Origin of the sequence: Streptomyces puniciscabiei, assembly GCF_006715785.1 — a bacterium.
GTDB lineage: Bacteria > Actinomycetota > Actinomycetes > Streptomycetales > Streptomycetaceae > Streptomyces > Streptomyces puniciscabiei.
In genome coordinates this window covers 245,328-269,898 of sequence record NZ_VFNX01000003.1, presented here as the reverse complement: position 1 = coordinate 269,898, position 24,571 = coordinate 245,328, and the positions used below count along the sequence as shown (strand labels likewise).

Sequence of the window (24,571 nt, the reverse complement as noted above, 5' to 3'; positions counted from 1 at the left end):
GTCCTCCTCGGCCATACGTCCTCCTCGGTGAAGCCCGCCGCCACGGCCCGCACGTCCCTCTCGGCGCCGGTGCGTGCCGTTGTCCTGCCCGGCGTCGGTCCGCCCGGACCGGCGTCAGGGTTTCACGGCCACGGCGCCGAACTGCGGCACCGCGGCGGCGGGCTCCGCCTCGGCGCGCCACTGCGAGCAGGGCACCAGACCCGGCTCGACCAGCTCCAGGCCGTCGAGGAATCCGGCGATCTCCGCGCGGCTGCGGGCGGTGATCGGCGGAGTGGCGTTGGCGTTCCAGAACTCCATCGCGGCCCGGTTGCCCTCACCGCCCACGTCGGCGTCGTGGGTCGGGTGGGTGAGGACGAGGTGGCTGCCCGAGGGCAGCGCCGCCAGCAGCCGCCGCACGATGTCCCGGGCCTCGCCGGTGTCCAGCACGAAGTTCAGGATCCCCAGCATCATCAGGGCGACCGGCCGGGTCAGGTCCAGGGTCTCGGCGGCGCGCTGCACGATGGCGTCCGGGTCGTGCACATCGGCGTCGATGTAGTCGGTGACGCCCTCGGGAGAGCTCGTGAGCAGCGAGCGTGCGTGCACCAGCACGATCGGGTCGTTGTCGACGTACACGATCCGGGACTCGGGTGCGATCCGCTGCGCGATCTCGTGGGTGTTCTCCACGGTCGGCAGGCCGGTGCCGACGTCCAGGAACTGCCGTATCCCGCGCTCGGCGGTCAGGAACCGCACCGCCCGGGCCAGGAACTCCCGGTCCGCGCGGGCCACCGCCCGGATCACCGGGAACATCCCGGCGACGTGCTCACCGACCCGCTGGTCGACCTCGTAGTTGTCCTTGCCGCCGATCCAGTAGTTCCACACCCGGGCGTTGTGCGCCACGGAGGTGTCCAGCTTCTGCGGTCCGGTCGTCGGAGTGTGCCCCTCGGTCACGTCGCCGCCCTTCTGACGCTCGCGGTCCTCCGCCGTCATTGTGCCGCCCGGTGATCGCGCTGTCCCGGGAAACGCACAGCATGGGCGGTTCGGGGCGGCTCCGGAACGTTTCGCTCCAGGAAGGTCTCTTTCGGGATGTTCCGGTCGATGTGGAACCGGCTCCAGGACGTCTCGGCCCATGAGGAAGACTGGACCGGTACGCCGTCCCCGACCGGAAGCAGGACATGCCCGTCACGCCCACGCCCCTCCTCGACACCCCCGGACCGTCCGCGGGCCCCGCCGACATCCGGCTGATCGTCACCGACATGGACGGCACGCTGCTGGACGACGCCAAGCGGATCCCCGACGGCCTGTGGCCGACCCTCGCCGAACTGCGCCGCCGCGGTGTGCTGTTCAGTCCGGCGAGCGGCCGCCAGTACGCCACGCTGGCCCGGCAGTTCGCCGAGGTCGCCGAGGGCATGGTGTTCATCGCGGAGAACGGCACGTACGTGGTCCGCGACGGCGTGGAGCTGAGCTCCGACCCGCTGGAGAAGTCCGTCGCCGCCGAGGTCGCCCGGACGGTACGGGGGCTGGTCGCGGACGGGGCCGACGTGGGCGCCGTCGTCTGCGGCAAGCGGTCCGCGTACGTCGAGCGCACCGACGAGGCGTTCCTGGCCGAGGTCCGCCAGTACTACGTCGAGCACCGGGTGGTCGAGGACGTCACCGCCGTCGACGACGACGTGATCAAGGTCGCCCTGTTCGACTTCGGCTCCGCCGAGCACACCATCGCCCCGGCGCTGCAGGACGTCGCCGCCACCCACAAGGTCGTCGTCTCCGGCGAGCACTGGGTGGACGTCATGAACCGCACCGCCGACAAGGGCACCGCACTGCGCGGCCTCCAGCGGGCGCTCGGCATCACGCCCGCGCAGACCATGGTCTTCGGCGACTACCTCAACGACCTGGAGATGCTGGCCGCCGCCGACTGGTCCTTCGCCATGGCCAACGCCCACCCGGAGGTCCTCCGCCGGGCCCGCCACCTCGCCCCGTCCAACAACGACAACGGCGTGCTGCGGACGATCTCCCGCGTACTCGGCCTGTAACCGGCTGCCGGCGCCGGGCGCACGCCCGGCGGTACGGCCGCGTCAGGGCTTGCGGCCCACCGCGCCGTACAGTGAGACCGGCCCGGCGCCGGCCGGGGGCTGTGCGGTGCGCCAGCCGTCGACGGGGACGACGCCCGGCTCCAGCAGATCCAGTCCCTCGAAGAAGGCGGCGACCTCGTCCCGGGACCGTGCGACCAGGGTCACCCCGCCGGCGGCGTACGCGGCGATGCCCTTGTGCACGTTCTCCGGCTCGAAGTCGGCCGTCATCATCGACAGCACCAGGCAGCTGCCCGGGGCGAGCGCGTCGACCAATGTCGCCACCACCTCGTGGGCGCCGTCCTCGTCGGCGACGAAGTGCAGCAGTGCGATCAGGGAGAGGGCCACCGGACGGCCGAAGTCCAGGACCCGGGCGGCCTGTCCGAGGATGGCGTGCGGATCGCGGGCGTCGGCCTGCACGTACTCGGTCACGCCCTCCGGAGTGCCGCGCAGCAGTGCGCCCGCGTGGGCCAGCACGATCGGGTCGTTGTCGACGTAGACGACCCGCGCGTCGGGCGCCACCGACTGCGCGATCCGGTGCAGGTTCGGCTCGGTCGGTATGCCGGTGCCGATGTCCAGGAACTGGCGGATGCCGTCCTCGGCGAGCGCGCGCGTGGCCCGGTGCATGAACGCCCGGTTGGCGCGGGCCGCGCGCGGTGCGCCGCCGTCGTCCACCGCCGCGATCCGCCGGCCGAGTCGCTCGTCGACGGGGTAGTTGTCCTTGCCGCCGAGGAACCAGTCGTACACCCTGGCCGGGTGCGGCCGTGTGGTGTCGATGTGCTGTGCGGCCGGCTCGGCCTCCGTCACCCGCTGCTCCTTCACTCCCGCCGGGATGCGAGCAGCAGTCTGACACGATCATGCCGCGCGGCGCAGACAGTCTTCGGCCACCTCCTTGTCGAGTGCGGCCCGCACCAACGCGGCGGCCAGTACGGCCGGTTCGGTGTTCCTGGCGAGCTCGGTGAGCTTGTCCGGGTCCTTCGGCAGGCCGAGCCGCTGTGCTCCGGAGAGCGCCTTGTCGTCCAGGTAGGGCGCGATCTCGCGCCAGACCCGCTGGGCCTCGCGCAGGAAGATGTCGGCGCCCGCCGGACCGATGCCCGGCTCCTCCTGGAGCAGCCGCCTGAGTTCCCCGGTGTCGCCGTGCGCCTCCTCGTGCAACCGGCGCAGGTCGCCGGACCAGCGGTCCAGCAACAGCTCGGCGCCGTCGCCGAGTTGGGTGGCGGTGCGCTCGTCGTAGCGCCGGTAGCCGCCGCGGCCGAGCGCGTCCACCCGCTGCTGCCAGTCGGCCTCGGCCATGCGGCGCGGGCTGTCGAGGTGGTCCTCGTGCAGGGCCTGCGCCGTGGCCACCGCGACCGAGGCGCGGATCCGGGCGCTGAGCAGCAGGGCCAGGACGAGCAGCCGGTACAGCGGCTGCGGGGTGTCCTTCAGCCTGATGCCCGCCTCCTCGGCGTAGGTCTGCCCGTACGCGGACAGCAGCTCGCGCAGGACTCTCTCGTCGCGGTTCATCGCTACGGCTTGAGCGGGTCGTGGCCCAGTGTCATCAGCTGGTGCCGGCGGCGGGTGTCCTCCGGCGCCGTCTCCGGTTCCGGCTCGTCCGCCATGTCCACCAGGTCCCCGACCGTGTCGACGACCTGGTGCATCACGCGGATGTCGTCGTCGGTGAGGTCGGTGCGGCGCTTCTGGAGGATGGCGAGGACATGCTGTCCGGTCTCCGGGCCCGCCTGTTCGGGCAGCGGCTCGGTCTCCTCCTCGGCGTCCCGGACCCGCAGCCAGGCCGCGAGCTCGGCCGAGGTCATGTTCACCACGCGGTGGAAGTCCTCCCACAGCGCTTCGAGTTCGAGGGAGTCGGCCATGGGCCTCCCCTTCCGTGCGGGAGTGTCGGCTAGCTGGAGGCGGTCTGGCTGGAGGCGGTCTCGCGCGGGTGGTTCTCGGCCTCGAACATCCAGCGCTGCTTCTCCAGGTCGGCGGTGACGGAGATCAGGAGGTCCTGGGTGACCGGGTCGGGCTCGGCCGTGGCCGCGATCCGCTCGCGAAGCCGTCCGACGACCGCTTCGAGTGCCGACACCATCAGCTCCACGACCTCGGTGTCGCGCAGCCAGCCGTCCTTGGTGCCGGGCAGCGCGAAGGTCGCGGCGACGGTCTCGGGCCGGCCGTCCGGGGACACGCCCAGTGCGGCGGCGCGCTCGGCGACCGTGTCGGAGTGGGCGCGGGCCGTCGCCACCACCTCGTCCAGCTGGAGGTGGATCGACCGGAACCGCGGGCCCACGATGTTCCAGTGCGCCTGCTTCCCGATCAGCGACAGTCCGAGCAGGTCCACCAGGGTCTCCTGCAGGGCGGTCCCGGTGACGCCGAGCGCCTCCTCGGGCAGCGTGCTCTTCATCACCGTCATGGTGTGTCCGTCCCCTTTCATCGGCTGTGTACGGTCCTGTCCGAAGGGGCGGGTGCCCAGCGCCTGGAGGAGCAAACAGGCCTGATCAGCGGAGCAGTGACCGGTCCAGGAAGCGGATCACCTCGGCGAAGGCCTCCTTCCTGTCCGTCTCGTGGAACACCTCGTGCCGGGCCCCGGCGAAGATCCGCTCGGTCAGCCGGGAGCCCGCCAGCCGCTCCACGCCGATCCGGCTGCCGGGCAGCGGCACCAGCCGGTCGTCGTCCCCGTGCAGCCACAGCAGGGGCAGCGGGCCGATGTCACCGCCCCGGTCGACGGTCCGCAGGGTGCGCGCGAACGCCTCCAGCGTCGGCCGCTTCATCGGCCCGTGCCACACCAGCGGATCGGCCGCGTAAGCGGCGCCGACGGCCGGGTCCCGGGAGAGCGCGGCGGGGCTCACCGGGGTGTCCGGGATCTCCGGCAGGGCCAGCAGCCGCCCGGGCAGCTCCCAGGCGCCGATCACCGGTCCGGACAGGATCAGCGCGCTCAGCTCGGCGCCGTACCGCTGGGCGTAGCGGGATGCGATCAGGCCGCCCATCGAGTGGCCGACCAGGACGAGCGGCAGGCCGGGGTGCGCGGCCCGGGCGAGGTCCGCCACCGCGTGGACGTCCGTGACCACGTCCTCGAAGTCCTCGATCAGCACCCGCTCCCCGCCCGACCTGCCGTGGCCGACGTGATCGGGCCCGTACACGGCGGCCCCGTGCCCGGTCAGTACGGCGGCCAGCTCCTCGTACCGGCCCGCGTGCTCGCCGTATCCGTGCACCACCAGGGCCAGGTACCTCGGCGCGGGGTGCGGCCACTCGCGCACGGCGACCGGACCGTGGGTGCCGTCGAGGGTGTGCTCGCGGACGTGGCGCATGTCTCCTCCGGGTGACGCGGGGGCCGGTACGGGGGATCTTCCCAGTGGGCCGCCCGGAGGTCTATAGTCCAAAACTAGCAGTGCTAATTAAGCGTCCCCGTGTGGTCCGCCGGTCGACAGTGGCGTCGATCGGTCGTAGGTCAGGAGTCGAAAGCCGTGCGTCCCGTCCACTTCGCGGCCGCCCGCCGCACCCCCATCGGCAAGCTGCGTGGAGCCCTCTCCTGCGTCCGCCCCGACGACCTGGCGGCCACCGTGATCCGCCACCTGGTGGCCGACGTGCCCGCCCTCGACCCGGCCCGGATCGACGACGTCTACTGGGGCGCGGCCAACCAGGCCGGCGAGGACAACCGCAATGTGGCCCGCATGGCCGCCCTGCTCGCCGGGCTGCCCGAGTCCGTGCCCGGCGCCACCGTCAACCGGCTGTGCGCCTCCGGCCTGGAGGCGGTCACCACGGCCGCCCGCACCATCGCCTCCGGCGAGGCCGACATCGTGATCGCGGGCGGCTCCGAATCCATGAGCCGCGCCCCCTTCGTGCTGCCCCGCCCCGACGAAGCCCTGCCGCAGCGCATCGAGACCCACGACACCCGGCTCGGCTGGCGCCTGGTCAACCCGGCGATGAAGGACCTGCACGGCCTGCTGTCCATGGGCGAGACCGCCGAGGAGGTCGCCGAGCGGTACGGCATCTCCCGCGAGCGCCAGGACGCGTTCGCCCTGCGCAGCCACCAACTCGCCGCCGCCGCCCGCAAGAACGGCCACTTCGACGACGAACTCCTGCCCGTGGAGCGACCGGACGGCATCGTGGTCGAGCAGGACGAGTGCGTCCGCGAGGACACCTCGCTGGAGAAGCTCGGCCGGCTGAAGCCCGTCTTCCGCCAGGGCGGTACGGTCACCGCCGGCAACGCCTCGCCGATGAACGACGGCGCGGCCGGGCTGCTCCTGGTCAGCGAGGAGGCCCTGAACGAGCTCGGCCTGGAGTCCCTGGGGCGCTATGTCGCGGGCGCCTCCGCCGGGGTCCACCCCGACGTGATGGGCATCGGCCCGGTCCCCGCCACCCGCAAGGTGCTGGCCCGGGCCGGCTGGGACATCGCCGGCCTGCAGGAGGCCGAGTTCAACGAGGCGTTCGCCGCCCAGGCCCTCGCCTGCGTCGACCAGCTGGGCATCGACCCCGACCTGGTCAACCCCACCGGCGGCGCGATCGCCCTCGGCCATCCCCTCGGCTGCTCCGGCGCCCGCATCCTGACCACGCTCCTGCACCGGATGCGGCGCACGGGAGCGGAGCGGGGCCTGGCGACCATGTGCGTGGGTGTGGGGCAGGGGAGCGCGGTGCTGGTCGAGCGGCACTAGGTCTTGTCGTCGAACTCCCGTCGTCGCCCGGAGGGCGGCCCTGCGGCGTCAGGTGCGTGCTCTGGGGGTCCCCCCGGCCGAAGGCTGGGGGAGGGAGTTTGACGACAGGGCCTGGGCCCAGGCGCTTTTCCCACGGGGGATCCGGTCACTCGAGCCGCAGTCAGGAAACGGAGCAGCACTCCATGGCAACCCTGTCCGTCGCCGCCATTCTCGCCGAGAACGCCCGGCGCCGTCCCGACAAGACCGCCCTCGTCGAGGGGGAGCTGCGGCTCACCTTCGCCGAGGTGTGGCGAAAAGCGCTGGCCCGGGCGGGCGCCCTCGCGCGTCTCGGCGTACGGCCGGGCGACCGCGTGGCGTTGATGGCCCCCAACACCGCCGAGTTCCCGGTCGCCTACTACGCGATCGCCGCGGCGGGCGGAGTCGTCGTCCCCGTGCATCTGCTGCTGTCGGCCGGCGAGGTCGAGCACGTGCTCACGGACAGCGCGGCGACCCTGCTGCTCGTCCACCCGGCCCAGGCGGCGACCGGCCGGGCCGCCGCCGAGGCCACCGGCGTCCGAGTGGCCGTGCTCGGCGAGGAGTTCGACCAGCTCGCCGGTGACGCCGAGCCGCTGCCGTCGTACGTCACCCGGGCCGCCGACGACCCGGCGGTGATCTTCTACACGAGCGGGACGACCGGCGTCCCGAAGGGTGCCGTGCTCAGTCACTTCAACCTCGTGATGAACGCGACCGTCAACGCCTTCGACGCCAACGACATCCGCGCCGACGACATCGCCCTCGGCGCGCTGCCGCTGTTCCACGCCTTCGGCCAGACGGTGTCGCTCAACTCGACCTGGCGGGCGGGCGCCACGCTCGTGCTGCTGCCCCGCTTCGACGCGGCCCGCGCCATCGAGCTGATGGCCAAGGAGGGGGTGAACACCTTCCACGGGGTGCCGACCATGTTCGTCGCCCTCGCGGCGGCCGCGCAGGACGCCGGCACGCTGCCCGCCCTGCGCGTGTGCATCTCCGGCGGGGCCTCGCTCCCGGTCGCCGTACTGGAGCGGTTCGAGGAGGCGTTCGGGGCGAAGATCTACGAGGGGTACGGGCTGTCGGAGACCTCGCCGACGGCCACCGTCAACCAGCCGGTCTTCGGCACGAAGGCGGGCACCATCGGCCATCCGCTGTGGGGCATCGACGTGGAGATCGCCCGTGCCGAGGTGGAGGGCCGCATCGAGCTGCTGCCGGCGGGGGAGCTCGGCGAGGTCGTCATCCGCGGCCACAACGTCTTCTCCGGTTACCTCGGCCGGCCCGAGGCCACCGCCGAGGCCCTGGTCGACGGCTGGTTCCGCACCGGTGACCTCGGCACCAAGGACGAGGACGGCTTCCTCCGGATCGTCGACCGCAAGAAGGACGTCATCATCCGCGGCGGCTACAACGTGTACCCGAGGGAGGTCGAGGAGGTGCTGATGCGTCACCCCGCCGTCGCCCAGGTCGCTGTCATCGGCCTGCCCGACGAGCTGCACGGCGAGGAGGTCTGCGCCGTCGTCGTACCGGCCCAGGGCGCCGGCCCCGACGCCGCCGCGATCACCGAGTGGTCCAAGGAACACCTCGGCCGGCACAAGTACCCGCGGCGCGTGGAGTTCACGGACGCCATGCCGCTCGGTCCCAGCATGAAGGTGCTCAAGCGGGAGCTGCGCGCGCAGTACGCGGAACGGTCGTAGCGGGCGGCGGGATCCGGTCATGGCCGGCCCAAGGGGTGCGGCAGGGGCCACCTGGCGAGACGGTCCTTACGCGGAGGCTTGTCCGGACATAGCATCGGTCCCCGCATGAACACGATGACGCTCTGGCACATATCCGGCTGGGGGTTCGCGGGGCTCGCCTTCGCGGCCCTCCTCGTCGGCTTCTCCAAGACCGCGGTGAGCGGGGCCAACACGGTCAGCCTCGCGATCTTCGCCGCCGTCCTGCCCGCCCGCGCCTCCACCGGCGTCCTGCTGCCCGTCCTGATCGCCGGCGACGTGCTCGCCGTCCTCACCTACCGGCGGCACGCCCACTGGCCCACCCTGTGCCGGCTGTTCCCGGCCGTCGCGGCCGGCGTGGTGGCCGGCACGCTGTTCCTGATGTGGGCCGACGACGGGATCGTACGGACCTCGATCGGCGCGATCCTGCTGCTGATGGCGGGGGTGACGGTGTGGCGGCGGCGCCGGGAGAACGGCGGGGCCGGGGACGCGCCGGACACGGTGACCACCCGGGCGGGCCGGGCCAAAGCCCGCTCGTACGGGGTGCTCGGCGGGTTCACCACGATGGTCGCCAACGCGGGCGGCCCGGTGATGTCGATGTACCTGCTGTCGGCGGGCTTCCGGAAGCTGGGCTTCCTCGGCACCTCCGCCTTCTTCTTCCTGATCGTGAACGTGTCCAAGGTGCCGTTCAGCGCGGGCCTCGGTCTCATCGACGGGCGCTCGCTGCTGCTCGACGCCGCGCTCGCGGTGTTCGTCGTGCCCGGTGCGTTGTTCGGCACGTGGGCTGTGAACAGGATCAACCAGCGCCTCTTCGAACAACTCGTGATCGCGGCCACCGTCGTGGGCGGAGTGCAGCTCCTACTGCGCTAGCCCGAGCAGCGCCGGGAGGTCCGCGAAGGAGTCCAGGACATGGTCGGGGGTGCCGCTCGCGCGCTCCAGGGACTCCGGCAGGAACTTGCCCGTGCGGACCAACACCCCGGTGATGCCCAGCCGTTGCGCCGCCAGGACGTCGTACTCGACATCGTCCCCGATCATCAGCGCCTGCTCCGCGCCCACCCCGAGACGTCCGAGGGCCGCCTCGAAGAACGCCCGCGACGGCTTGCCGGTGATCTCCGCCTCGGCCCCGGCGGCCGCCTCCAGGCCCGCCAGAAAGGCCCCCGCGTCGAGCTGGAGTCCCTCGTCCGTCCGCCAGTACAGGTTCCGGTGCATGGCGACCAGCCGCGCGCCCCGCTGGAGCCGCCCGAAGGCGCGGTTGAGCGCCTCGTAACCGAACTCCGGCCCGGCGCCGCCCAGCAGCACGACATCCGGTACGTCCTCGTCGGAGTCGCCGACCAGGGTGATCCCCTCCAGATCCTCGCCGATGTCCCCGCTGTTCAGCAGCGCGACGCGGGCCCCGGCCAGATGGTCGGCGGTGGCCGTGGGCGCCGTCAGGATGTCCTCGGCGCCCACCGGGAACCCCGCGTCCGCGAGCGATCCCGCGATGGACGCCCGGGACCGGGAGGTGGTGTTGGTCACCAGGACCACCCCCAGCCCCGCCTCCCGAAAGGATCGCAGCGCCTCGACCGCTCCCGGCAGCGGCTTCCAGGAAACGGTGAGGACACCGTCGATGTCGATCAGCACGGCACGCACGGACTGCACGGATTGCATGCCCCGACGGTAGCGACCCGCACGGCCGACCGTCCCGTACGACCTCGTACGCTCACCCCTATGCCCGCGCACGTCCTGATCCTCGGCGGCACCACCGAGGCCCGCCGCCTCGCCGCCGACCTCGCCGCCCGCACCGGCGTCCGCGTGACCACCTCCCTGGCCGGCCGGGTCGCGCGGCCCGGAGCGGTCGCGGGCGAGGTACGGATCGGCGGCTTCGGCGGCGCGGAGGGCCTGGCCGGCTGGCTGCGCACGCACCACGTGGACGCCCTGGTCGACGCCACGCACCCCTTCGCCGCGGCGATCACGGTCAACGCGGCCCGCGCGGCGGCCGCCACCGGCGTCCCGGCGGTGGTCCTGCGCCGCCCCGGCTGGCGGCCGGGCCCCGGCGACCGCTGGTACGACGTCCCGTCCCTGGCCGGTGCCGCGACGGCACTGTCCGGCCTCGGCCGCCGGGTCTTCCTCAGCACCGGGCGCCTGGGGCTCGCCGCGTTCGCCCACCTGACGGATCTGCACTTCGTCGTACGCTCCGTCGAACCGCCCGGGCCGCCCATGCCCCCGGACACCGAAGTGGTCCTGGCACGCGGCCCGTTCACCGTCGCCGACGAGACGGAGCTGCTGCGCACCCGTCGGATCGAGGTGCTGGTGACCAAGGACAGCGGCGGGCAGGCCACGGCCGCGAAGCTGACGGCGGCGCGGGAACTCGGCCTGCCCGTGGTCGTCGTACGGCGCCCCCCGCTCCCGCAGGGCGTGGCGGCCGTCGCCGACGTGGCGGGCGTACTGGACTGGCTCGGCCTCAGCCCGGAGTGAGGACGGACGCCCGGATCCGGTCGATGGTGCGCAGCACCTCGTCCCGGTTCTTGGCGGACTTGATCCAGGCCGGCAGCCTGGCGGCCAGGGTCATCCTCTGCCCGGTGTCGTACCACGGGGCACGCTCGCGCAGACCGGCGGCGGTCCAGCCGCGGATCAGGTCGAGGTGCCGCAGGTCGTAGGCCCACAACCAGCCGTGCCGCGTCTCGCGCTGCAGCCACAGACGGGCACCGAAGCAGGGGTCCTCGGCGGGCCCTCTCGACCCCGCCCACAGGCCGACGCACCGGCCCGCCCAGGTCCGGGACAGACCGCACGACCGGCAGACCAGCCGCCGGGGCGCGAAGAACGGCCGTGCCTCGGGGTGCGGCTGCCGCTGGACGCGGGCGACGCGGTCGCAGCGCGGGCAGTGGACCAGGATCGAGTCCAGGAAGTCGTACTCCGTGCTGCGCGGATCGCGGAAGCGGACGGGAGAGCCGGACATGGCCCGAGTATGACCGGCGTCAGGCCTCCGCCTCACCCGGTTTTCGACGGTGGCGCGGCTACCGGTCCCCGGGGTCTCCGCGTGGCGCGGCTACCGGTCCCCGGGGTTTCTGCGCAGCAGGTACGTGTCCATGATCCAGCCCTTGCGCTCGCGCGCCTCGGCCCGCACCCGCTCGATGCGCGGACCGGCCTCGGCGATCGGGCCGGAGACCAGGAGCTCGTCCGGAGTGCCGAGATACGCGCCCCAGTAGATGTCGATGTCCTCCCCCGCGTACTTCCGGAAGGCCTGGTGGGCGTCCAGCATCACGACCACGTCGTCCACGCCCTCGGGGAGCCCCTCGGCCAGCCGCCGCCCGGTGGTGATCTGCACCGGCCGGGCCACCCGGTTCAGGCCCGTACGGTGCCGGGCGACCAGGGTGGAGACACTGCTGATGCCGGGTATCACCTCGTACTCGAACGCGACCGCGCCGCGCTCCAGCACCTCCTGGAGGATCCCGAGCGTGCTGTCGTACAACGCCGGATCGCCCCACACGAGGAAGGCGCCGGTGCCGTCCTCGCCCAGCTCCTCGGCGATCAGGCGCTCGTAGATCCCGGCGCGGGCGCTGCGCCAGTCCTCCACCGCCGGCGAGTACGCCGACCCGCCCGCCTTCCGGTCCCGCTCCGGGTCACGTGCCTCCACCACCCGGTACGACCCCTGAGGCAGATGCGCGTCCAGCATGTCCCGGCGGAGCTGGGTGAGATCGCCCTTCACCTCGCCCTTGTCGAGCAGGAAGAACACGTCCGTGCTCCGCAGCGCCCTGACCGCCTGCAGGGTGAGCTGCTCGGGGTCGCCCGCGCCGATACCGATGACATGAATCTTTCGCACGCCCCGAGTCTGCCGCATGCCACTGACAGCGGGTGCACCGCGTCCACACGCACGGCGACAGCGGCCCTCAGGAACGGAGCCGGGGCGCCTCGTCCCCCGCGTCCACGGGCCCCTCGCCGCTCTCCACCCGCGCCGCCAGCTCCCGCGCCCACCGGGTGAGCCCGGCCAGATCGATCCCGTACGGCCGGTCCTCGCCCTGCCCGCTCTCCCATTCCGCGAGCGCCCCCGCGCCCCGCCGCAGCAGCCGGGCCCCGCCCACGGCGTTCCCGCGCGCCGCGTGCGTGAGGCCCACCGCCAGCTGGGCGAGCCCCCGCCACAGCGTCCGCTCCTCCTCGGGCCCCGACTTCCAGGCGTCCTCGAACACCTCGTGCGCGTGGAACGGCTTCCCCGCGTCCAGCAGCGCCTGCGCCTCCTCGACCGTCTCCCGCGGCCGCCGCACGACACCCTCCGGCTGCCGGGGAACGCCCTGCGTGCCGTAGGGCAGCGGCCGGCCGAGCCCGTCCCGGGGCCGCGCGCTGCGGGCCCGCCCCTCCGGGTCCCGGTCCCTGGCATCCGATGCGTCCGCGTCCGTCATACGACCGATTGTCCCCGGCTCACCCCGGGCCCTCTTCGGCCCACCCCCGAAGGTGGGGTAAAGTGCTGTTCGCGCGATCACGCGGGTCACCGCGAGTGAGCGCATCGGGACGTGGCGCAGCTTGGTAGCGCACTTGACTGGGGGTCAAGGGGTCGCAGGTTCAAATCCTGTCGTCCCGACTTGCGAAGGCGCAGGTCCAAGGGCCGCTTCGGAGAGATCCGGGGCGGCCCTTGGCCATGGTCGGGGACCGTGCGGGGACAGCGCTGACGGGCCGTCGGGCGGAGCCGCTCGCCGGGCACGACGGACGGGACGGAACGGTGATCGAACTTCCGCGGGCGTTCGTACGCACCACCGTCGCCCGGGAAGGAGAGCCCGGCAGGGCCTGGCTCGCCGCCCTGCCCGGGATCGTGGCGGACCTGTTGCGGCGCTGGGAGTGCCGGCCCGACGGCGCCGTCACGCACGGGGGCGTCGGCCTGATCGTGCCGGTGCGCCGGGCCGCGAGCGGCGGGGCCGCCGTGCTGAAGGTGTCCTTCCCGCACCCCGGCAACGTGCACGAGCCGGACGCCTTCGCGGTCTGGCGCGGCCGGGGAGCCGTCCTGCTGCACGCACGGGACGACGAACGGTTCGCGCTGCTGCTGGAGCGCGCCCACACCACGACCCTGGCGCAGGCGGCGGACGACGAACTCCTGGCGGTCGCCGGGCGGATCAACCGCCGCCTCGCGGTGCCCGCCCCGCCCGGACTGCCCCGGCTGCGGGAGCGGGCCGACGCCTGGGCGGAGCAGCTGCGCACGGACGAGACGACGCTGCGGCACCGGCTGCCGCGGCACGTGGTGGACGCCGCCGTGGCGACCGTACGCGAGCTGGGCCGCGCACAGCCGGACACGCTGGTCCACGGTGACCTGCACGCCCGCAACATCCTGCGTGCCGACCGTGAGCCGTGGCTCGCGGTCGACCCCAAGGGATACGCGGGCGACCCGGCGTACGACGGGGGCACGCTGCTGAAGACCTACGCGGTGCACCGGGCCACGGCCGGCGAGCTGCCGCAGGCCCTGCACCGCGCGCTCGACGTCTTCGCCGAGGCCGCAGCACTCGACCGCGAACGCGTCCGGCGCTGGGCCCAACTGCACGCCGTCCAGGCCGCGTTCCACGGCCGCCGCCATGGATTCCGCAGGGCCCGCCAGGGGGCGCGGCTCGATCGGCTCGTCGCCTTCGCCGACCACCTGGCGGAACTGCTCACCGAAGCGGGAACCCGGTGAACGTCACCGCGGTTCCCGGACGACCGCCACGTCGCCCGGTGCGACCGTGACCGTGCCTGTTGTCTCCTTGCCCGTCAGAAGCTCCACCGAGCCCGGCGCCACGGGGAGTGCGGCGCCCTGCCCGGCATGGTCGATGACGAACAGGTAGTCCGCCTCCGGGCCGCGCCGCCGGACCACCTCCACGCCGGGCGGGGCCGTGCGCACCGGCTCCACGCCCGCCTCGGCGCGGACGCGGTCCAGCAGGGCGGCCAGGGTGGCCGGGTCCGGCAGGGTGGCCAGGTACCAGGCGGCACCGGAGCCGTGCGGGCGGCGGGTCACCGCGGGGACGCCGGACAGGGGACCGTCGGCGTACGAGGCGACCGTCTCGGCGCCCTCCGGCCGGAGCCGCTCCGACCACAGCGTGCCCGCCGCCCCGTCCGGCACCGCACCGCGGAGCGCGACCCGCTCGCCGGGCAGCAGCGGGAACGGTTCGTCCGAGCGGACGCCGAGCACCTCGCGGAACGCGCCCGGGTAACCACCCAGCCGCACATGGCAGTTCTCGTCCACGGCCCCGCTGTGGAAGCCCACGGCGAGCGTGCCGCCGCGCTCGGCGAACGCCGACAGGTTCGCCGCGCCCTCGTCGTCCACCAGGTACAGGCTGGGCGCCAGGACCAGGCGGTAGGCGGAGAGGTCGGCATGCGGTCGTACGAAGTCCACCGCCACGCCCGACCGCCACAGCGGCTCGTACCAGGCCCGGACCAGGTCCGCGTAGCGCAGCTCGCCGCTGGGCTGCGAGGGCAGTTCCAGGGCCCAGCGGGCGTCCCAGTCCCAGACGATCGCCACCTCCGCCGGCGAAGCGCTGCCGCGTACCTCCGCCAGCGCCCGCAGATCCGCTCCCAGTTGCACCACGTCCCGCCAGATCCGGCTGTCGGTGCCCGCGTGCGGCACCATCGCCGAGTGCCACTGCTCGGCCCCGGCCTTCGACTGCCGCCACTGGAAGTACGCGATGCCGTCCGCGCCGCGTGCCACGTGCGCGAGCGCGTTGCGGCGCAACTCACCGGGTTTCTTGGCGCGGTTGACGGGCTGCCAGTTCACCGCGCCGGTGGAGTGCTCCATCAGCAGCCACGGGCCGCCCGCGAGGGAGCGGGTCAGGTCGCCGCTGAGCGCGATGTCGATCTCCGACTCCGGGTCGGTGGACATCAGGTAGTGGTCGTTGGAGACGATGTCCAGCTGCGGCGCCCAGCGCCAGTAGTCGAGCGCGTCGAAGTTGAACATCACCATGAAGTTGGTGGTGGCCGGGATCGACGGCGCGGCCGCCCGCAGCACCTCCCGTTCCGCCGTGCACAGGGACAGCAGCTCGTCGGAGCAGAACCGGCGCCAGTCCAGCTGGTGGGTGGGGTTGGGTACGGCGCCGGTGGCGCGCGGCGGGAGGATCTCCTCCCAGTCGGAGTACCACTGGCTCCAGAACCGCGTGCCCCAGGCGTCGTTGAGGGCCGCCAGGTCGTCGCCGTAGCGTGCCCGCAGCCAGCGGCGGAACGCGGCCGCGCTGGTGTCGCAGTAGCAGGCGGCGTTGTGGCAGCCGTACTCGTTGTGCACGTGCCACATGCGCAACGAGGGGTGGTCCGCGTACCGCTCGGCGAGCGCGCCCGCGATGCGCAGCGCGGCCTCGCGGTAGGCGGGGGAGGACGGGCAGAAGGTCTGCCGGCTGCCGTAGGAGAGGGTGCGGCCGTCGCGGTCGACCGGCAGCGCCTCCGGATGGGCGCGGAAGAACCACGCCGGAGGCGCCGCCGTGGGCGTGGCCAGGTCGGCGGCGATGCCGTTCTCGTGCAGCAGACCGAGGACCTTGTCCAGGTGCGAGAAGTCGAACACGCCCTCGGACGGCTCCAGCAGTGCCCAGGAGAAGATGCCGACGCTGACCAGGTTCACCCCGGCCTCGCGCATCAGGCGCATGTCCTCGGCCCACACCTCCTCGGGCCACTGCTCGGGGTTGTAGTCGCCGCCGTAGGCGAGGCCGGGAACGGACAGGGTGGGTTTCACTGTGTTCTCTTCGTTCTCTTTCACGAAACGCGGCTCAGCCCTTGTTGGAGCCCAGGGTCAGGCCGCTGACGAACTGGCGCTGCAGCGCGAAGTAGACGATCAGGGTCGGGATCGCGGTCAGCAGGGAGCCGGCGGCGACCAGGTTGGGGTCGGTGAAGTACTGGCCGGAGAGGTTGTTCAGCGCCGAGGTGATCGGCATGTTCTGGCCCGTCGAGATCAGCACCAGCGCCCAGAAGAAGTCGTTGTAGATCCAGATCGACAGCAGGGTCGCCAGGGCCGCCATCGCCGGCTTGCACAGCGGCAGTGTGATCTGCCAGTACAGCCGCCACACCGAGGCGCCGTCGACCAGCGCGGCCTCCGTCAGCTCGTGCGGCAGCGAGCGCATGTAGTTGCTCAGCACGAACGCGCAGAACCCGGACTGGAACGCCACATGGATGAGGACCAGGCCTAGCGCGGAGTCGTACAGCTTGCCGCTCTGGGTGATGCCCGGCAGGTTCGTCAGCAGGTACAGCCGGTACAGCGGGGTGATGATGACCTGCTGCGGCAGCAGGTTGCCGGCCGTGAACACCAGCAGCAGGGCGAGGTTCAGGCGGAAGTCGAAGCGGGCGACGTAGAACGCCACGCAGGAGGACAGGAACAGCGTCAGCAGCACGGCCGGGATCGCGATGACCAGCGTGTTGCCGAAGTAGTGCAGCATGTCCGACTGTTTGAAGGCGTTCGTGAAGTTCTCGAACGTCAGCTTGTCCGGCCAGGAGACATAGCCCTTGGCGCTGGTCTCGCTGTACGGCCGCAGGGCCGAGAAGATCGCCCACAGCAGCGGCGCCAGCCACGCCAGCGCCGTACCGGCGAGGAAGACGTGCAGCAGGACGCGGGCCGGGCGGATCGGGGCACGCCGCTTCAGCGGCGCCGCGACGGTGGTGCTGCTCATGCGCGCCGCTCCTTCCGGAAGGTGGCGATCAGATACGGGATGATCACCGCGAGGGAGATCACCAGCAGGACGACGGCGATGGCGGAGCCGTAACCGATGCGGCTGGACTCGCCGATGATGTTGTTGGTGACCAGGATCGACAGCAACTCGGTGCCCTGGGCGCCCTTGTTGAAGACGAAGACCAGGTCGAAGGCGCGCAGCGCCTCGATGATCGTGACCACCAGCACGACCGTGTTGGTCGGGCGCAGGGTCGGGAAGATGACGCTCTTGAACGTCTGCCACTCGTTGGCGCCGTCCAGCGCGGAGGCCTCCCTGAGCGAGGGGTCGACGCTCTTCAGGCCGGCCAGGTAGAGGATCATCATGTAGCCGGTGTGCCGCCAGGACGCGGCGATGAGGACCGCCCACAGATTGAGGTGCGGGTCGCCGATCCAGTCGATGTAGTGACCCGGCTTGTTGGCCCCGATGATGCTGTTGATCAGGCCGGTGTCCGGGTTGTAGACCAACTGCCAGACGAATCCGATGCAGGCCATCGAGATGACGACCGGCAGGAAGAACGCGGTCTGGTAGACCCGGCTGAAGCGGATCCGCTTGTCCAGCTGCACGGCCAGGAACAGGCCGAAGGGCGTCGGGATCAGGATCAGTACGACGAACCAGATGATGTTGTGCTGGACGGCCGGCCAGAACTGCGGGTTGTCGTTGAAGAGTTGCTTGAAGTTGTCCAGGCCCACCCACTTGATCGAGTCGAACCCGATGCCGTCCCAGGTGGTGAAGGCGAGGAAGATCGAGGCGATGGCCGTGACCCACACCAGGAGCACGTGCAGGATCGTCGGTACGCCCGCCATCAGGGCGAGCGTGAACCGGTCACGGCGGGTCAGCAGGCGGCGATGGCCGTGCGTGGCCCGCGTGCGCGCGGGCGAGGCGCCCGGAGGCGGCTCGGCGGCCGCCTCCGGGGACTTCATGGTCGTATCGGTCGTCATCGGGCCGCTCACTGGGACGCGAAGATGGTCTTCTTCTGGCGCTCGATGGACGACAGCAGGCTGTCCACGCCCTTCGGGTTCTGCAGGAACTTCTGCAGTCCTGGCTGCATCACCGTGGAGGTGAAGTCCGGCCGGGAGTCGCGGTCCATGAACTGGGTGAGGTTCTTGGCGTTGCCGATCATGTCGAACGCCTTCTTCTGCAGCGCCGAGTAGGCGGAGGTGCTGGCCTTGTTCGATGCGGCGACCACGCTCGGGTCGGTCTTGAGGTACATCTCCTCGGCAGCCGGACTGCCCAGGTACTCCAGCAGCTTCACGACACCGTCGTGGTTCTTCGGGGACTTGCTCACCATGAAGCCGTCGGTGGGAGCCTCGACCGTCTCCTGGCCGTACGCGGAGTTGATCTCCGGGAAGGGGAAGAAGTCGAGGTCGTCCAGGTCGGCCTTGTTGGTGAACTGCTGGGCCACGAAGGAACCGAGGAGGTACATGCCGGCCTTCTTGGACACCAGCGTCTGCGCGGCGTCCTCCCAGGTACGGCCCATGAAGCCGTCCTGGTGGTAGGGCAGGAGCTCGGCCCAGTGGTCGAAGACGGCCTTCACCTTGGCGTCGGTCCAGGAGGCCTTGCCCGCCATCAGCTGGACGTGGAAGTCGTAGCCGTTCAGGCGGAAGTTGATCTGGTCGAAGGTGCCCATCGCCGGCCAGGCGTCCTTGTCGCCGAACGCGATCGGGACCAGGCCGTCCTTCTTCATCTGCTTGCACAGGGCGACGAGTTCGTCCCAGGTGGTGGGGACCTTGTAGCCGTGCTGCGTGAAGACGCTCTTGCGGTAGAAGATCGCCCAGGGGTACGTCGTCAGCGGCACGAAGTAGTACTTGCCGTCCTGGCCCTTGCTGAGCTTCTTCATCGCGTCCGGGAAGTTGTCCCCGATCTTCGCCCACACGTCGTCGATCGGCGAGGCCAGGCCCTTGGCCGCGAAGAACTGCATGCGGTAACCGGCGAACCAGTTGAACACGTCGTCCGGCGTGCCCTGCAGATACGAGTTGATCTGCTCCTGGAAGGTGTTGTGGTCCTTGGTGTTCACATCGACCGTGATGCCGGACTGCTTCTTGAAGTCCGCGTACACGGCCGCGAAGGCCTTCTTCGGCACGGCGTCCGAGGCGTTGGAGCCGAGGGTGACGGTCTTCGGGTCCGAGGCGGAACCGCTGCCTCCGCAGGCGGACAGCAGGGGTATGCCGGCACCGGCGAGCAGGGCGGCACTGCCCGCACCGCGCAGGACGGAACGACGGCTGGGACCCGGGACGGAGAGACCGGAGGGGGAGAGGCGCATGGCGGCTCCTGAGGAATACAGGGCTCGGTCAAGGGGATGAGTCGATCACCGAAAGGTCTTCGAAACCGATCAGAAACCAACTCGACCGAACATCGTGGGCGTAATAACAGCCCCATGTCCGCTCATGAGTCAATAGGCCGGTCCTCTCTGTGCTGTCTCTTGCCCGAAACGTAATCGTCACGATCACCTGCGTGTTCGGCCCGGGCGCAGAGCCGACAGCCCCCGCGGCACGGGCGGCCGCGGGGGCTGTGTGAACACGGGTGGTTCCGCTTCTGCTGCTGACCAGCGGTTCGGTTCCGGGGCGGCCGTTCAGGTACGGACCAGCAGTTGGAAGTCGAAGGTGTACCGCGACGCCCGGTACACATGGCTGCCGTACTCCACCGGCCGGCCCGTGACGTCGTACGCGGTGCGCCGCATGGTGAGCAGGGCCGCGCCCGCCTTCTCGTCCAGCAGGGTGCCCTCCTCGGCCGTCGCGCTGCGGGCCCCGATGGACTGGCGGGCGCTGTGCAGGACGATCCCGGCGGCCCGCATCATGCGGTACAGGCCCGTGGATTCCAGCTGTGCTGTGGGGAGTTCGAGGAGTGAGGCCGGCAGGTAGTTGCACAGGAAGGCCACAGGCCGGTCGTGGGTGCCGCGCAGCCGCTCCAGCACGACCACCTCGGCGCCCTCCGTGACCCCGAGGGCGGCGGCCACCTCCGCGCTCGCCGGGACCCGCTCGTTGCGCAGCACCCGGGTGGTCGGCTCCTGGCCGGCCGACTCCAGGTCGTCGTAGAGGCTGCTGAGCTCCAGCGGCCGTCTCACCCTGCTGTGCACGACCTGCGTGCCCACCCCGCGGCGGCGCACCAGCAGGCCCTTGTCGACCAGCGACTGGATCGCCTGGCGCACGGTGGGCCGGGACAGGCCGAGGCGTACCGAGAGGTCGACCTCGTTGCCCAGCAGGTTGCCCGGGGCCAGCGTGCCGTGTTCGATGGCCGCCTCGAGCTGCTGGGCGAGCTGGTAGTACAGCGGCACCGGGCTCGTACGGTCCAGGGCGAAGCCGAGGGAGTCGATCGCGCGATCACCCGGTGCCGTTCGCTGCGGGGTGCGGTGTACTGGGCTCATGCCTCTCAGGTGTAGGTCCCGGACGCCGAAGGTGTCAATGGTTTGTACTTACATTCGAACCTGCTTCTGAAATGATGTCTTAACAAAGTATTGACAGTGGGCCTCCCAGGGGTTTGGATCGCGTCCCAACGCAACAGCGTCCCTTCCCCCCGTCGCACGCACAGTGAGGTGCAGGAAAGATGGACCGCTCTTCTCCCTCCCGCCCCCGGAGACTGGCCCCGGTGGTGGCGGTCGCCGCCGCGGCGGCCCTGACCCTCGCCGGCTGCGCCAGCAGTCACGGCGGCAAGAAGGCCGAGGAGGCGGCGCAGAACGCCTCGGCGGGCAAGGCCAACACCCCGCGCATGACCGTCGCCCTGGTCACGCACCAGGCGCCCGGCGACACCTTCTGGGACACCGTCCGCAAGGGTGCCGAGGCCGCCGCCGCCAAGGACAACGTCAAGCTCGTCTACTCCGCCGACCCCAACGCCGGCAACCAGGCCAACCTGGTGCAGAACGCGATCGACCAGAAGGTCGACGGCATCGCCGTCACCCTGGCCAAGCCGGACGCGATGAAGGGCGTCGTCGGCAAGGCCGAGCAGTCCGGCATACCCGTGGTGGGCCTGAACTCCGGACTGAGCGACTGGAAGAAGCTCGGCATGCTGGAGTTCTTCGGGCAGGACGAGAGCGTGGCGGGTGAGGCGTTCGGCGACAAGCTGAACACCACCGGCGCCAAGAAGGTCGTCTGTGTGATCCAGGAGCAGGGCAACGTGGGTCTCACCCAGCGCTGCGACGGAGTGAAGAAGACGTTCAAGGGCACCACTGAGACGCTGTATGTGAACGGCACCGACATGCCGTCCGTGAAGTCGACCATCACGGCCAAGCTGAAGCAGGACAGCTCCATCGACACCGTCGTCACCCTCGGCGCCCCGTTCGCGCTCACGGCGGTGCAGTCGCTGGGCGACGCCGGCAGCAAGGCCAAGGTGGCCACCTTCGACCTGAACAAGGATCTGGTGAAGGCCGTCCAGAACGGCTCGATCGAGTTCGCCGTCGACCAGCAGCCCTATCTGCAGGGCTACCTGGCCGTCGACGCGCTGTGGCTCTACAAGTACAACGGCAACTACAGCGGCGGCGGGGTCCAGCCGGTGCTGACCGGCCCGGCCTTCGTCGACAAGTCCAACGTCGACAAGGTCGCCGAGTTCGCCGCGAAGGGGACCCGGTGATGAGCATGGCCCAGCAGGCCGGGCCGGCGGTGACCACCCCGCCAGGCCCCAGGCAGAGCGACGGCCGCACCGCACGCCGCCCGCTGGCGCTGCGGCTGCTGGCCCGCCCCGAGGTGGGCGTCTTCCTCGGTGCCGCCGCCGTACTGGTCTTCTTCCTCGTCGTCGCGCCCTCGGTCCGCCAGGGCAGCTCGATGGCCACGATCCTCTATCAGTCGTCGACCATCGGCATCATGGCGCTGCCGGTCGCCCTGCTGATGATCGGCGGCGAGTTCGACCTGTCCGCCGGTGTCGCCGTGATCTCCTCGGCGCTGACCGCGAGCATGCTCAGCTACCAGCTGACGCTGAACGTGTGGACCGGTGTGATCGCCGCCCTGGTCGTGTCGCTGGCGATCGGGTTCTTCAACGGCTGGATGGTGGTCAGAACCGGCCTCCCCAGCTTCCTGATCACCCTGGGCACCTTCCTGATCCTGCAGGGCGTGAACCTGGCCGTGACCAAGTGGGTCACCGGCAACGTCGCCACCGACGACATCAGCGACATGGACGGCTTCGACCAGGCCAGGAAGGTCTTCGCCTCCTCGTTCGACGTGGCCGGGGTCCAGGTGAAGATCACCGTGGTGTGGTGGCTGGTCTTCGCCGCGCTGGCCACCTGGGTGCTGCTGCGCACCAAGTACGGCAACTGGATCTTCGCCGTCGGCGGCAACAAGGACAGCGCCCGCGCCGTCGGTGTCCCGGTCACCTTCACCAAGATCTCGCTGTTCATGCTGGTCGGCTTCGGCGCCTGGTTCATCGGCATGCACAACCTGTTCTCCTTCAACACCGTGCAGTCCGGCGAGGGCGTCGGCCAGGAGCTGATCTACATCGCCGCGGCCGTCATCGGCGGCTGTCTGCTCACCGGCGGCGCCGGCTCCGCGATCGGCCCGGTCTTCGGGGCGTTCATGTTCGGCATGGTCAACCAGGGCATCGTCTACGCCGGCTGGAACCCCGACTGGTTCAAGGCCTTCCTGGGCGTGATGCTGCTCGGCGCCGTCCTGATCAATCTGTGGGTCCAGCGCACGGCGACCCGGAGGTAACCGATGACTGACAACACATCCGGAACCCACGGCGCGATCGTCCAGGACGCCGTGCCGCAGCAGGACGGGTTGCTGGTCGAGCTGCGCAAGGCGGGCAAGTCCTACGGCAACATCCGCGCCCTGCACGGCGTCGACCTGAAGGTGCACGCGGGCCAGGTCACCTGCGTGCTGGGCGACAACGGCGCCGGCAAGTCCACCCTCATCAAGATCATCTCCGGGCTGCACCAGCACACCGAGGGCGAGTTCCTCGTCGACAACGCCCCGGTGCGCTTCTCCAGCCCGCGCGAGGCCCTGGACAAGGGCATCGCGGCGGTCTACCAGGATCTCGCCACCGTCCCGCTGATGCCGGTGTGGCGGAACTTCTTCCTGGGCTCCGAGATGACGCGGGGCCCCTGGCCGGTCCGCCGGTTGGACATCGCGCGGATGAAGAAGACCGCGGACGAGGAACTGCGCCACATGGGCATCGTCCTGGACGACCTGGAACAGCCCATCGGCACCCTCTCCGGCGGCCAGCGCCAGTGCGTGGCCATCGCCCGCGCCGTCTACTTCGGCGCCCGCGTCCTCATCCTGGACGAGCCCACCGCCGCGCTCGGTGTGAAGCAGTCGGGCGTGGTGCTGAAGTACATCGCCGCCGCCCGCGACCGCGGCCTGGGCGTCATCTTCATCACCCACAACCCCCACCACGCCTACATGGTCGGCGACCACTTCAGCGTCCTGCGCCTGGGCACCCTGGAGTTGTCCGCCTCCCGCGCCGAGGTCAGCCTGGAGGAGCTGACCAACCACATGGCCGGCGGCGCCGAACTCGCCGCCCTCAAACACGAACTGGCCCAGGTACGCGGCGTCGACGTCGACGAACTGCCCGAAGAGGAGGACCTCACCGCCCCCGTCGCGTCCTCTCCGGAAGGAACCCCGTGACCATGGCCACCCCCACCCCGCTGGACCGGATCCGGGTCGGCTCGGCCCCCGACTCCTGGGGCGTCTGGTTCCCCGACGACCCGCGGCAGGTGCCCTGGGAACGCTTCCTGGACGAGGTGTCCGAGGCCGGTTACGAGTGGATCGAGCTCGGCCCCTACGGCTACCTCCCCACCGACCCCGCGCGCCTGAAGGACGAGGTGGCCCGGCGGAACCTGAAGGTGTCGGCGGGCACGGTCTTCACCGGCATGCACCGCGGCCCGTCCGTCTGGGCGGAGACCTGGGCGCACGTCAGCCAGGTCGCCGCGCTCACCCAGGCGACGGGCGCTCGGCACCTGGTGGTCATCCCGTCCTTCTGGCGGGACGACAAGACCGCCGAGATCCTGGAACCGCCGGAGCTGACCGCCGAGCAGTGGGCGCACCTGACCAAGGGCATGGAACGGCTCGGCCACGAGGTCAAGGAGACGTACGGCCTGGACATCGTGGTCCACCCGCACGCCGACACCCACATCGACACCGAGGACCACGTCGAACGCTTCCTGGACTCGACCGACTCCGAGCTGGTCAACCTCTGCCTGGACACCGGGCACTACGCCTACTGCGGCGGGGACAGCGTCAAGCTCATCGAGACCTACGGCGAGCGCATCGGCTATCTGCACCTCAAGCAGGTCGACCCGGACGTGCTCGCCGGGGTGATCGCGGACGAGGTGCCGTTCGGGCCGGCGGTGCAGCGCGGAGTGATGTGCGAACCGCCGTCCGGCGTGCCCGAGCTGGGGCCCGTCCTCCGGGCCGCGCAGGGGCTGGGCGTGGAGCTGTTCGCCATCGTCGAGCAGGACATGTACCCGTGCGAGCCGGACAAGCCCCTGCCGATCGCCGTGCGGACGCGACGGTTCCTGCGCTCCTGCGGGGCCTGAGCCGCAACCTTGTGAACCGGGCTCCCGCCGGGGGCCCGGTTCCTGCGCAACGGCAATGGATTCGGCCCGAATCCGGCCGGGAACAACCGGGGGCACGCGGCCGTTGTCGGGACGACGGGGGATG

At 71.2% G+C, this 24,571-nt stretch carries 25 protein-coding genes and 1 tRNA gene; 11 read left to right on the top strand and 15 right to left on the bottom strand.

What is annotated here, in order from left to right; all coding sequences use genetic code 11:
- Window positions 1-114: 114 nt before the first annotated feature.
- Window positions 115-927 carry an SAM-dependent methyltransferase gene (locus FB563_RS37075; protein ID WP_055708814.1) on the bottom strand — a complete coding sequence of 271 codons (813 nt, stop codon included), beginning with the start codon at window positions 925-927 and terminating at the stop codon, window positions 115-117.
- Window positions 928-1,151: 224 nt separating this feature from the next.
- Between FB563_RS37075 and FB563_RS37070 the strand changes: the two genes are divergently transcribed.
- Window positions 1,152-2,006: a Cof-type HAD-IIB family hydrolase gene (locus FB563_RS37070; protein ID WP_055708787.1), complete on the top strand. Its 855-nt coding sequence runs from the start codon at window positions 1,152-1,154 to the stop codon at window positions 2,004-2,006.
- Window positions 2,007-2,048: 42 nt separating this feature from the next.
- Here FB563_RS37070 and FB563_RS37065 read toward each other — a convergent pair whose 3' ends face one another.
- The 5 genes from FB563_RS37065 to FB563_RS37045 all read right to left on the bottom strand — a co-directional run bounded on the left by FB563_RS37065 (window position 2,049) and on the right by FB563_RS37045 (window position 5,323).
- Window positions 2,049-2,849 (bottom strand): SAM-dependent methyltransferase, encoded by an 801-nt coding sequence (locus FB563_RS37065; RefSeq protein ID WP_055708786.1) that lies wholly within the window; start codon window positions 2,847-2,849, stop codon window positions 2,049-2,051.
- A 48-nt stretch (window positions 2,850-2,897) separates the two neighbouring features.
- Entirely contained in the window at window positions 2,898-3,545 is a 648-nt protein-coding gene (locus tag FB563_RS37060) for an HhH-GDP family DNA glycosylase (protein ID WP_055708785.1), read from the bottom strand.
- Between the two features lie 2 nt (window positions 3,546-3,547).
- The gene (locus FB563_RS37055; RefSeq protein WP_055708784.1) at window positions 3,548-3,892 is read right to left on the bottom strand and encodes a DUF3140 domain-containing protein; all 345 of its coding nucleotides are present in this window, start codon (window positions 3,890-3,892) and stop codon (window positions 3,548-3,550) included.
- Window positions 3,893-3,921: 29 nt separating this feature from the next.
- The gene (locus FB563_RS37050; RefSeq protein ID WP_055708783.1) at window positions 3,922-4,428 is read right to left on the bottom strand and encodes a Dps family protein; all 507 of its coding nucleotides are present in this window, start codon (window positions 4,426-4,428) and stop codon (window positions 3,922-3,924) included.
- A gap of 85 nt (window positions 4,429-4,513) precedes the next feature.
- Window positions 4,514-5,323, bottom strand: a complete 810-nt coding sequence (locus FB563_RS37045; RefSeq protein WP_055708782.1) for an alpha/beta hydrolase — start codon at window positions 5,321-5,323, stop codon at window positions 4,514-4,516.
- Between the two features lie 156 nt (window positions 5,324-5,479).
- On the opposite strand from FB563_RS37045, the gene FB563_RS37040 reads away from it, so the two are divergent.
- The 3 genes from FB563_RS37040 (at window position 5,480) to FB563_RS37030 (ending at window position 9,249) form a co-directional block, all read left to right on the top strand.
- Window positions 5,480-6,667, top strand: coding sequence for a thiolase family protein (locus tag FB563_RS37040; protein ID WP_055708781.1), 1,188 nt, complete (start codon window positions 5,480-5,482; stop codon window positions 6,665-6,667).
- Window positions 6,668-6,849: 182 nt separating this feature from the next.
- On the top strand, window positions 6,850-8,364 hold the full coding sequence (locus FB563_RS37035) for a long-chain-fatty-acid--CoA ligase (RefSeq protein WP_055708780.1): 1,515 nt from the start codon (window positions 6,850-6,852) through the stop codon (window positions 8,362-8,364).
- Between the two features lie 105 nt (window positions 8,365-8,469).
- On the top strand, window positions 8,470-9,249 hold the full coding sequence (locus tag FB563_RS37030; protein ID WP_055708779.1) for a sulfite exporter TauE/SafE family protein: 780 nt from the start codon (window positions 8,470-8,472) through the stop codon (window positions 9,247-9,249).
- On the opposite strand, the gene FB563_RS37025 is transcribed toward FB563_RS37030, so the two are convergent.
- On the bottom strand, window positions 9,238-10,017 hold the full coding sequence (locus FB563_RS37025) for an HAD-IIA family hydrolase (RefSeq protein ID WP_199832953.1): 780 nt from the start codon (window positions 10,015-10,017) through the stop codon (window positions 9,238-9,240). The two genes, FB563_RS37030 and FB563_RS37025, sit on opposite strands and share 12 nt — an antisense overlap.
- Window positions 10,018-10,086: 69 nt before the next feature.
- Between FB563_RS37025 and FB563_RS37020 the strand changes: the two genes are divergently transcribed.
- Complete coding sequence (locus FB563_RS37020; protein WP_055708778.1) at window positions 10,087-10,833, top strand: cobalt-precorrin-6A reductase; 747 nt, start codon at window positions 10,087-10,089, stop codon at window positions 10,831-10,833.
- On the opposite strand, the gene FB563_RS37015 is transcribed toward FB563_RS37020, so the two are convergent.
- The 3 genes from FB563_RS37015 to FB563_RS37005 all read right to left on the bottom strand — a co-directional run bounded on the left by FB563_RS37015 (window position 10,820) and on the right by FB563_RS37005 (window position 12,752).
- Window positions 10,820-11,314, bottom strand: a complete 495-nt coding sequence (locus FB563_RS37015) for a hypothetical protein (RefSeq protein WP_055708777.1) — start codon at window positions 11,312-11,314, stop codon at window positions 10,820-10,822. The genes FB563_RS37020 and FB563_RS37015 overlap by 14 nt on opposite strands.
- Window positions 11,315-11,404: 90 nt before the next feature.
- On the bottom strand, window positions 11,405-12,178 hold the full coding sequence (cobF, locus tag FB563_RS37010) for a precorrin-6A synthase (deacetylating) (RefSeq protein ID WP_107100745.1): 774 nt from the start codon (window positions 12,176-12,178) through the stop codon (window positions 11,405-11,407).
- 67 nt (window positions 12,179-12,245) lie between these two features.
- Window positions 12,246-12,752 carry a DUF309 domain-containing protein gene (locus FB563_RS37005; RefSeq protein ID WP_055708775.1) on the bottom strand — a complete coding sequence of 169 codons (507 nt, stop codon included), beginning with the start codon at window positions 12,750-12,752 and terminating at the stop codon, window positions 12,246-12,248.
- A 105-nt stretch (window positions 12,753-12,857) separates the two neighbouring features.
- Between FB563_RS37005 and FB563_RS37000 the strand changes: the two genes are divergently transcribed.
- Window positions 12,858-12,931: transfer RNA gene (locus tag FB563_RS37000), tRNA-Pro, on the top strand.
- Between the two features lie 138 nt (window positions 12,932-13,069).
- Window positions 13,070-14,008 (top strand): aminoglycoside phosphotransferase family protein, encoded by a 939-nt coding sequence (locus tag FB563_RS36995; protein WP_055708812.1) that lies wholly within the window; start codon window positions 13,070-13,072, stop codon window positions 14,006-14,008.
- A 3-nt stretch (window positions 14,009-14,011) separates the two neighbouring features.
- Here the strand turns inward: FB563_RS36995 and FB563_RS36990 are convergent, their stop codons facing one another.
- The 5 genes from FB563_RS36990 to FB563_RS36970 form a co-directional block, all read right to left on the bottom strand.
- Entirely contained in the window at window positions 14,012-16,024 is a 2,013-nt protein-coding gene (locus tag FB563_RS36990; protein WP_055708774.1) for a beta-galactosidase, read from the bottom strand.
- A 34-nt stretch (window positions 16,025-16,058) separates the two neighbouring features.
- Window positions 16,059-16,952 (bottom strand): carbohydrate ABC transporter permease, encoded by an 894-nt coding sequence (locus FB563_RS36985; protein ID WP_055708773.1) that lies wholly within the window; start codon window positions 16,950-16,952, stop codon window positions 16,059-16,061.
- Window positions 16,949-17,929 (bottom strand): carbohydrate ABC transporter permease, encoded by a 981-nt coding sequence (locus FB563_RS36980; RefSeq protein WP_055708772.1) that lies wholly within the window; start codon window positions 17,927-17,929, stop codon window positions 16,949-16,951. The genes FB563_RS36985 and FB563_RS36980 overlap by 4 nt, the downstream gene beginning before the upstream one ends.
- An 8-nt stretch (window positions 17,930-17,937) precedes the next feature.
- Window positions 17,938-19,251 carry an ABC transporter substrate-binding protein gene (locus FB563_RS36975; RefSeq protein WP_055708771.1) on the bottom strand — a complete coding sequence of 438 codons (1,314 nt, stop codon included), beginning with the start codon at window positions 19,249-19,251 and terminating at the stop codon, window positions 17,938-17,940.
- Window positions 19,252-19,560: 309 nt separating this feature from the next.
- Window positions 19,561-20,352 carry a GntR family transcriptional regulator gene (locus tag FB563_RS36970; RefSeq protein WP_055708770.1) on the bottom strand — a complete coding sequence of 264 codons (792 nt, stop codon included), beginning with the start codon at window positions 20,350-20,352 and terminating at the stop codon, window positions 19,561-19,563.
- Between the two features lie 179 nt (window positions 20,353-20,531).
- On the opposite strand from FB563_RS36970, the gene FB563_RS36965 reads away from it, so the two are divergent.
- Genes FB563_RS36965 through FB563_RS36950 form a run of 4 tightly spaced genes read left to right on the top strand, consistent with a single transcriptional unit; the run spans window position 20,532 to window position 24,447 of the window.
- Window positions 20,532-21,551 carry a sugar ABC transporter substrate-binding protein gene (locus FB563_RS36965; RefSeq protein ID WP_055708769.1) on the top strand — a complete coding sequence of 340 codons (1,020 nt, stop codon included), beginning with the start codon at window positions 20,532-20,534 and terminating at the stop codon, window positions 21,549-21,551.
- A complete protein-coding gene (locus FB563_RS36960; RefSeq protein WP_055708768.1) occupies window positions 21,551-22,621 on the top strand; it encodes an ABC transporter permease in 1,071 nt (356 codons plus the stop codon). The genes FB563_RS36965 and FB563_RS36960 overlap by 1 nt, the downstream gene beginning before the upstream one ends.
- Before the next feature lie 3 nt (window positions 22,622-22,624).
- Window positions 22,625-23,536 (top strand): ATP-binding cassette domain-containing protein, encoded by a 912-nt coding sequence (locus FB563_RS36955; RefSeq protein WP_055708767.1) that lies wholly within the window; start codon window positions 22,625-22,627, stop codon window positions 23,534-23,536.
- A 2-nt stretch (window positions 23,537-23,538) separates the two neighbouring features.
- A complete protein-coding gene (locus FB563_RS36950; protein ID WP_055708766.1) occupies window positions 23,539-24,447 on the top strand; it encodes a sugar phosphate isomerase/epimerase family protein in 909 nt (302 codons plus the stop codon).
- The last annotated feature ends 124 nt before the right edge of the window (window positions 24,448-24,571 follow it).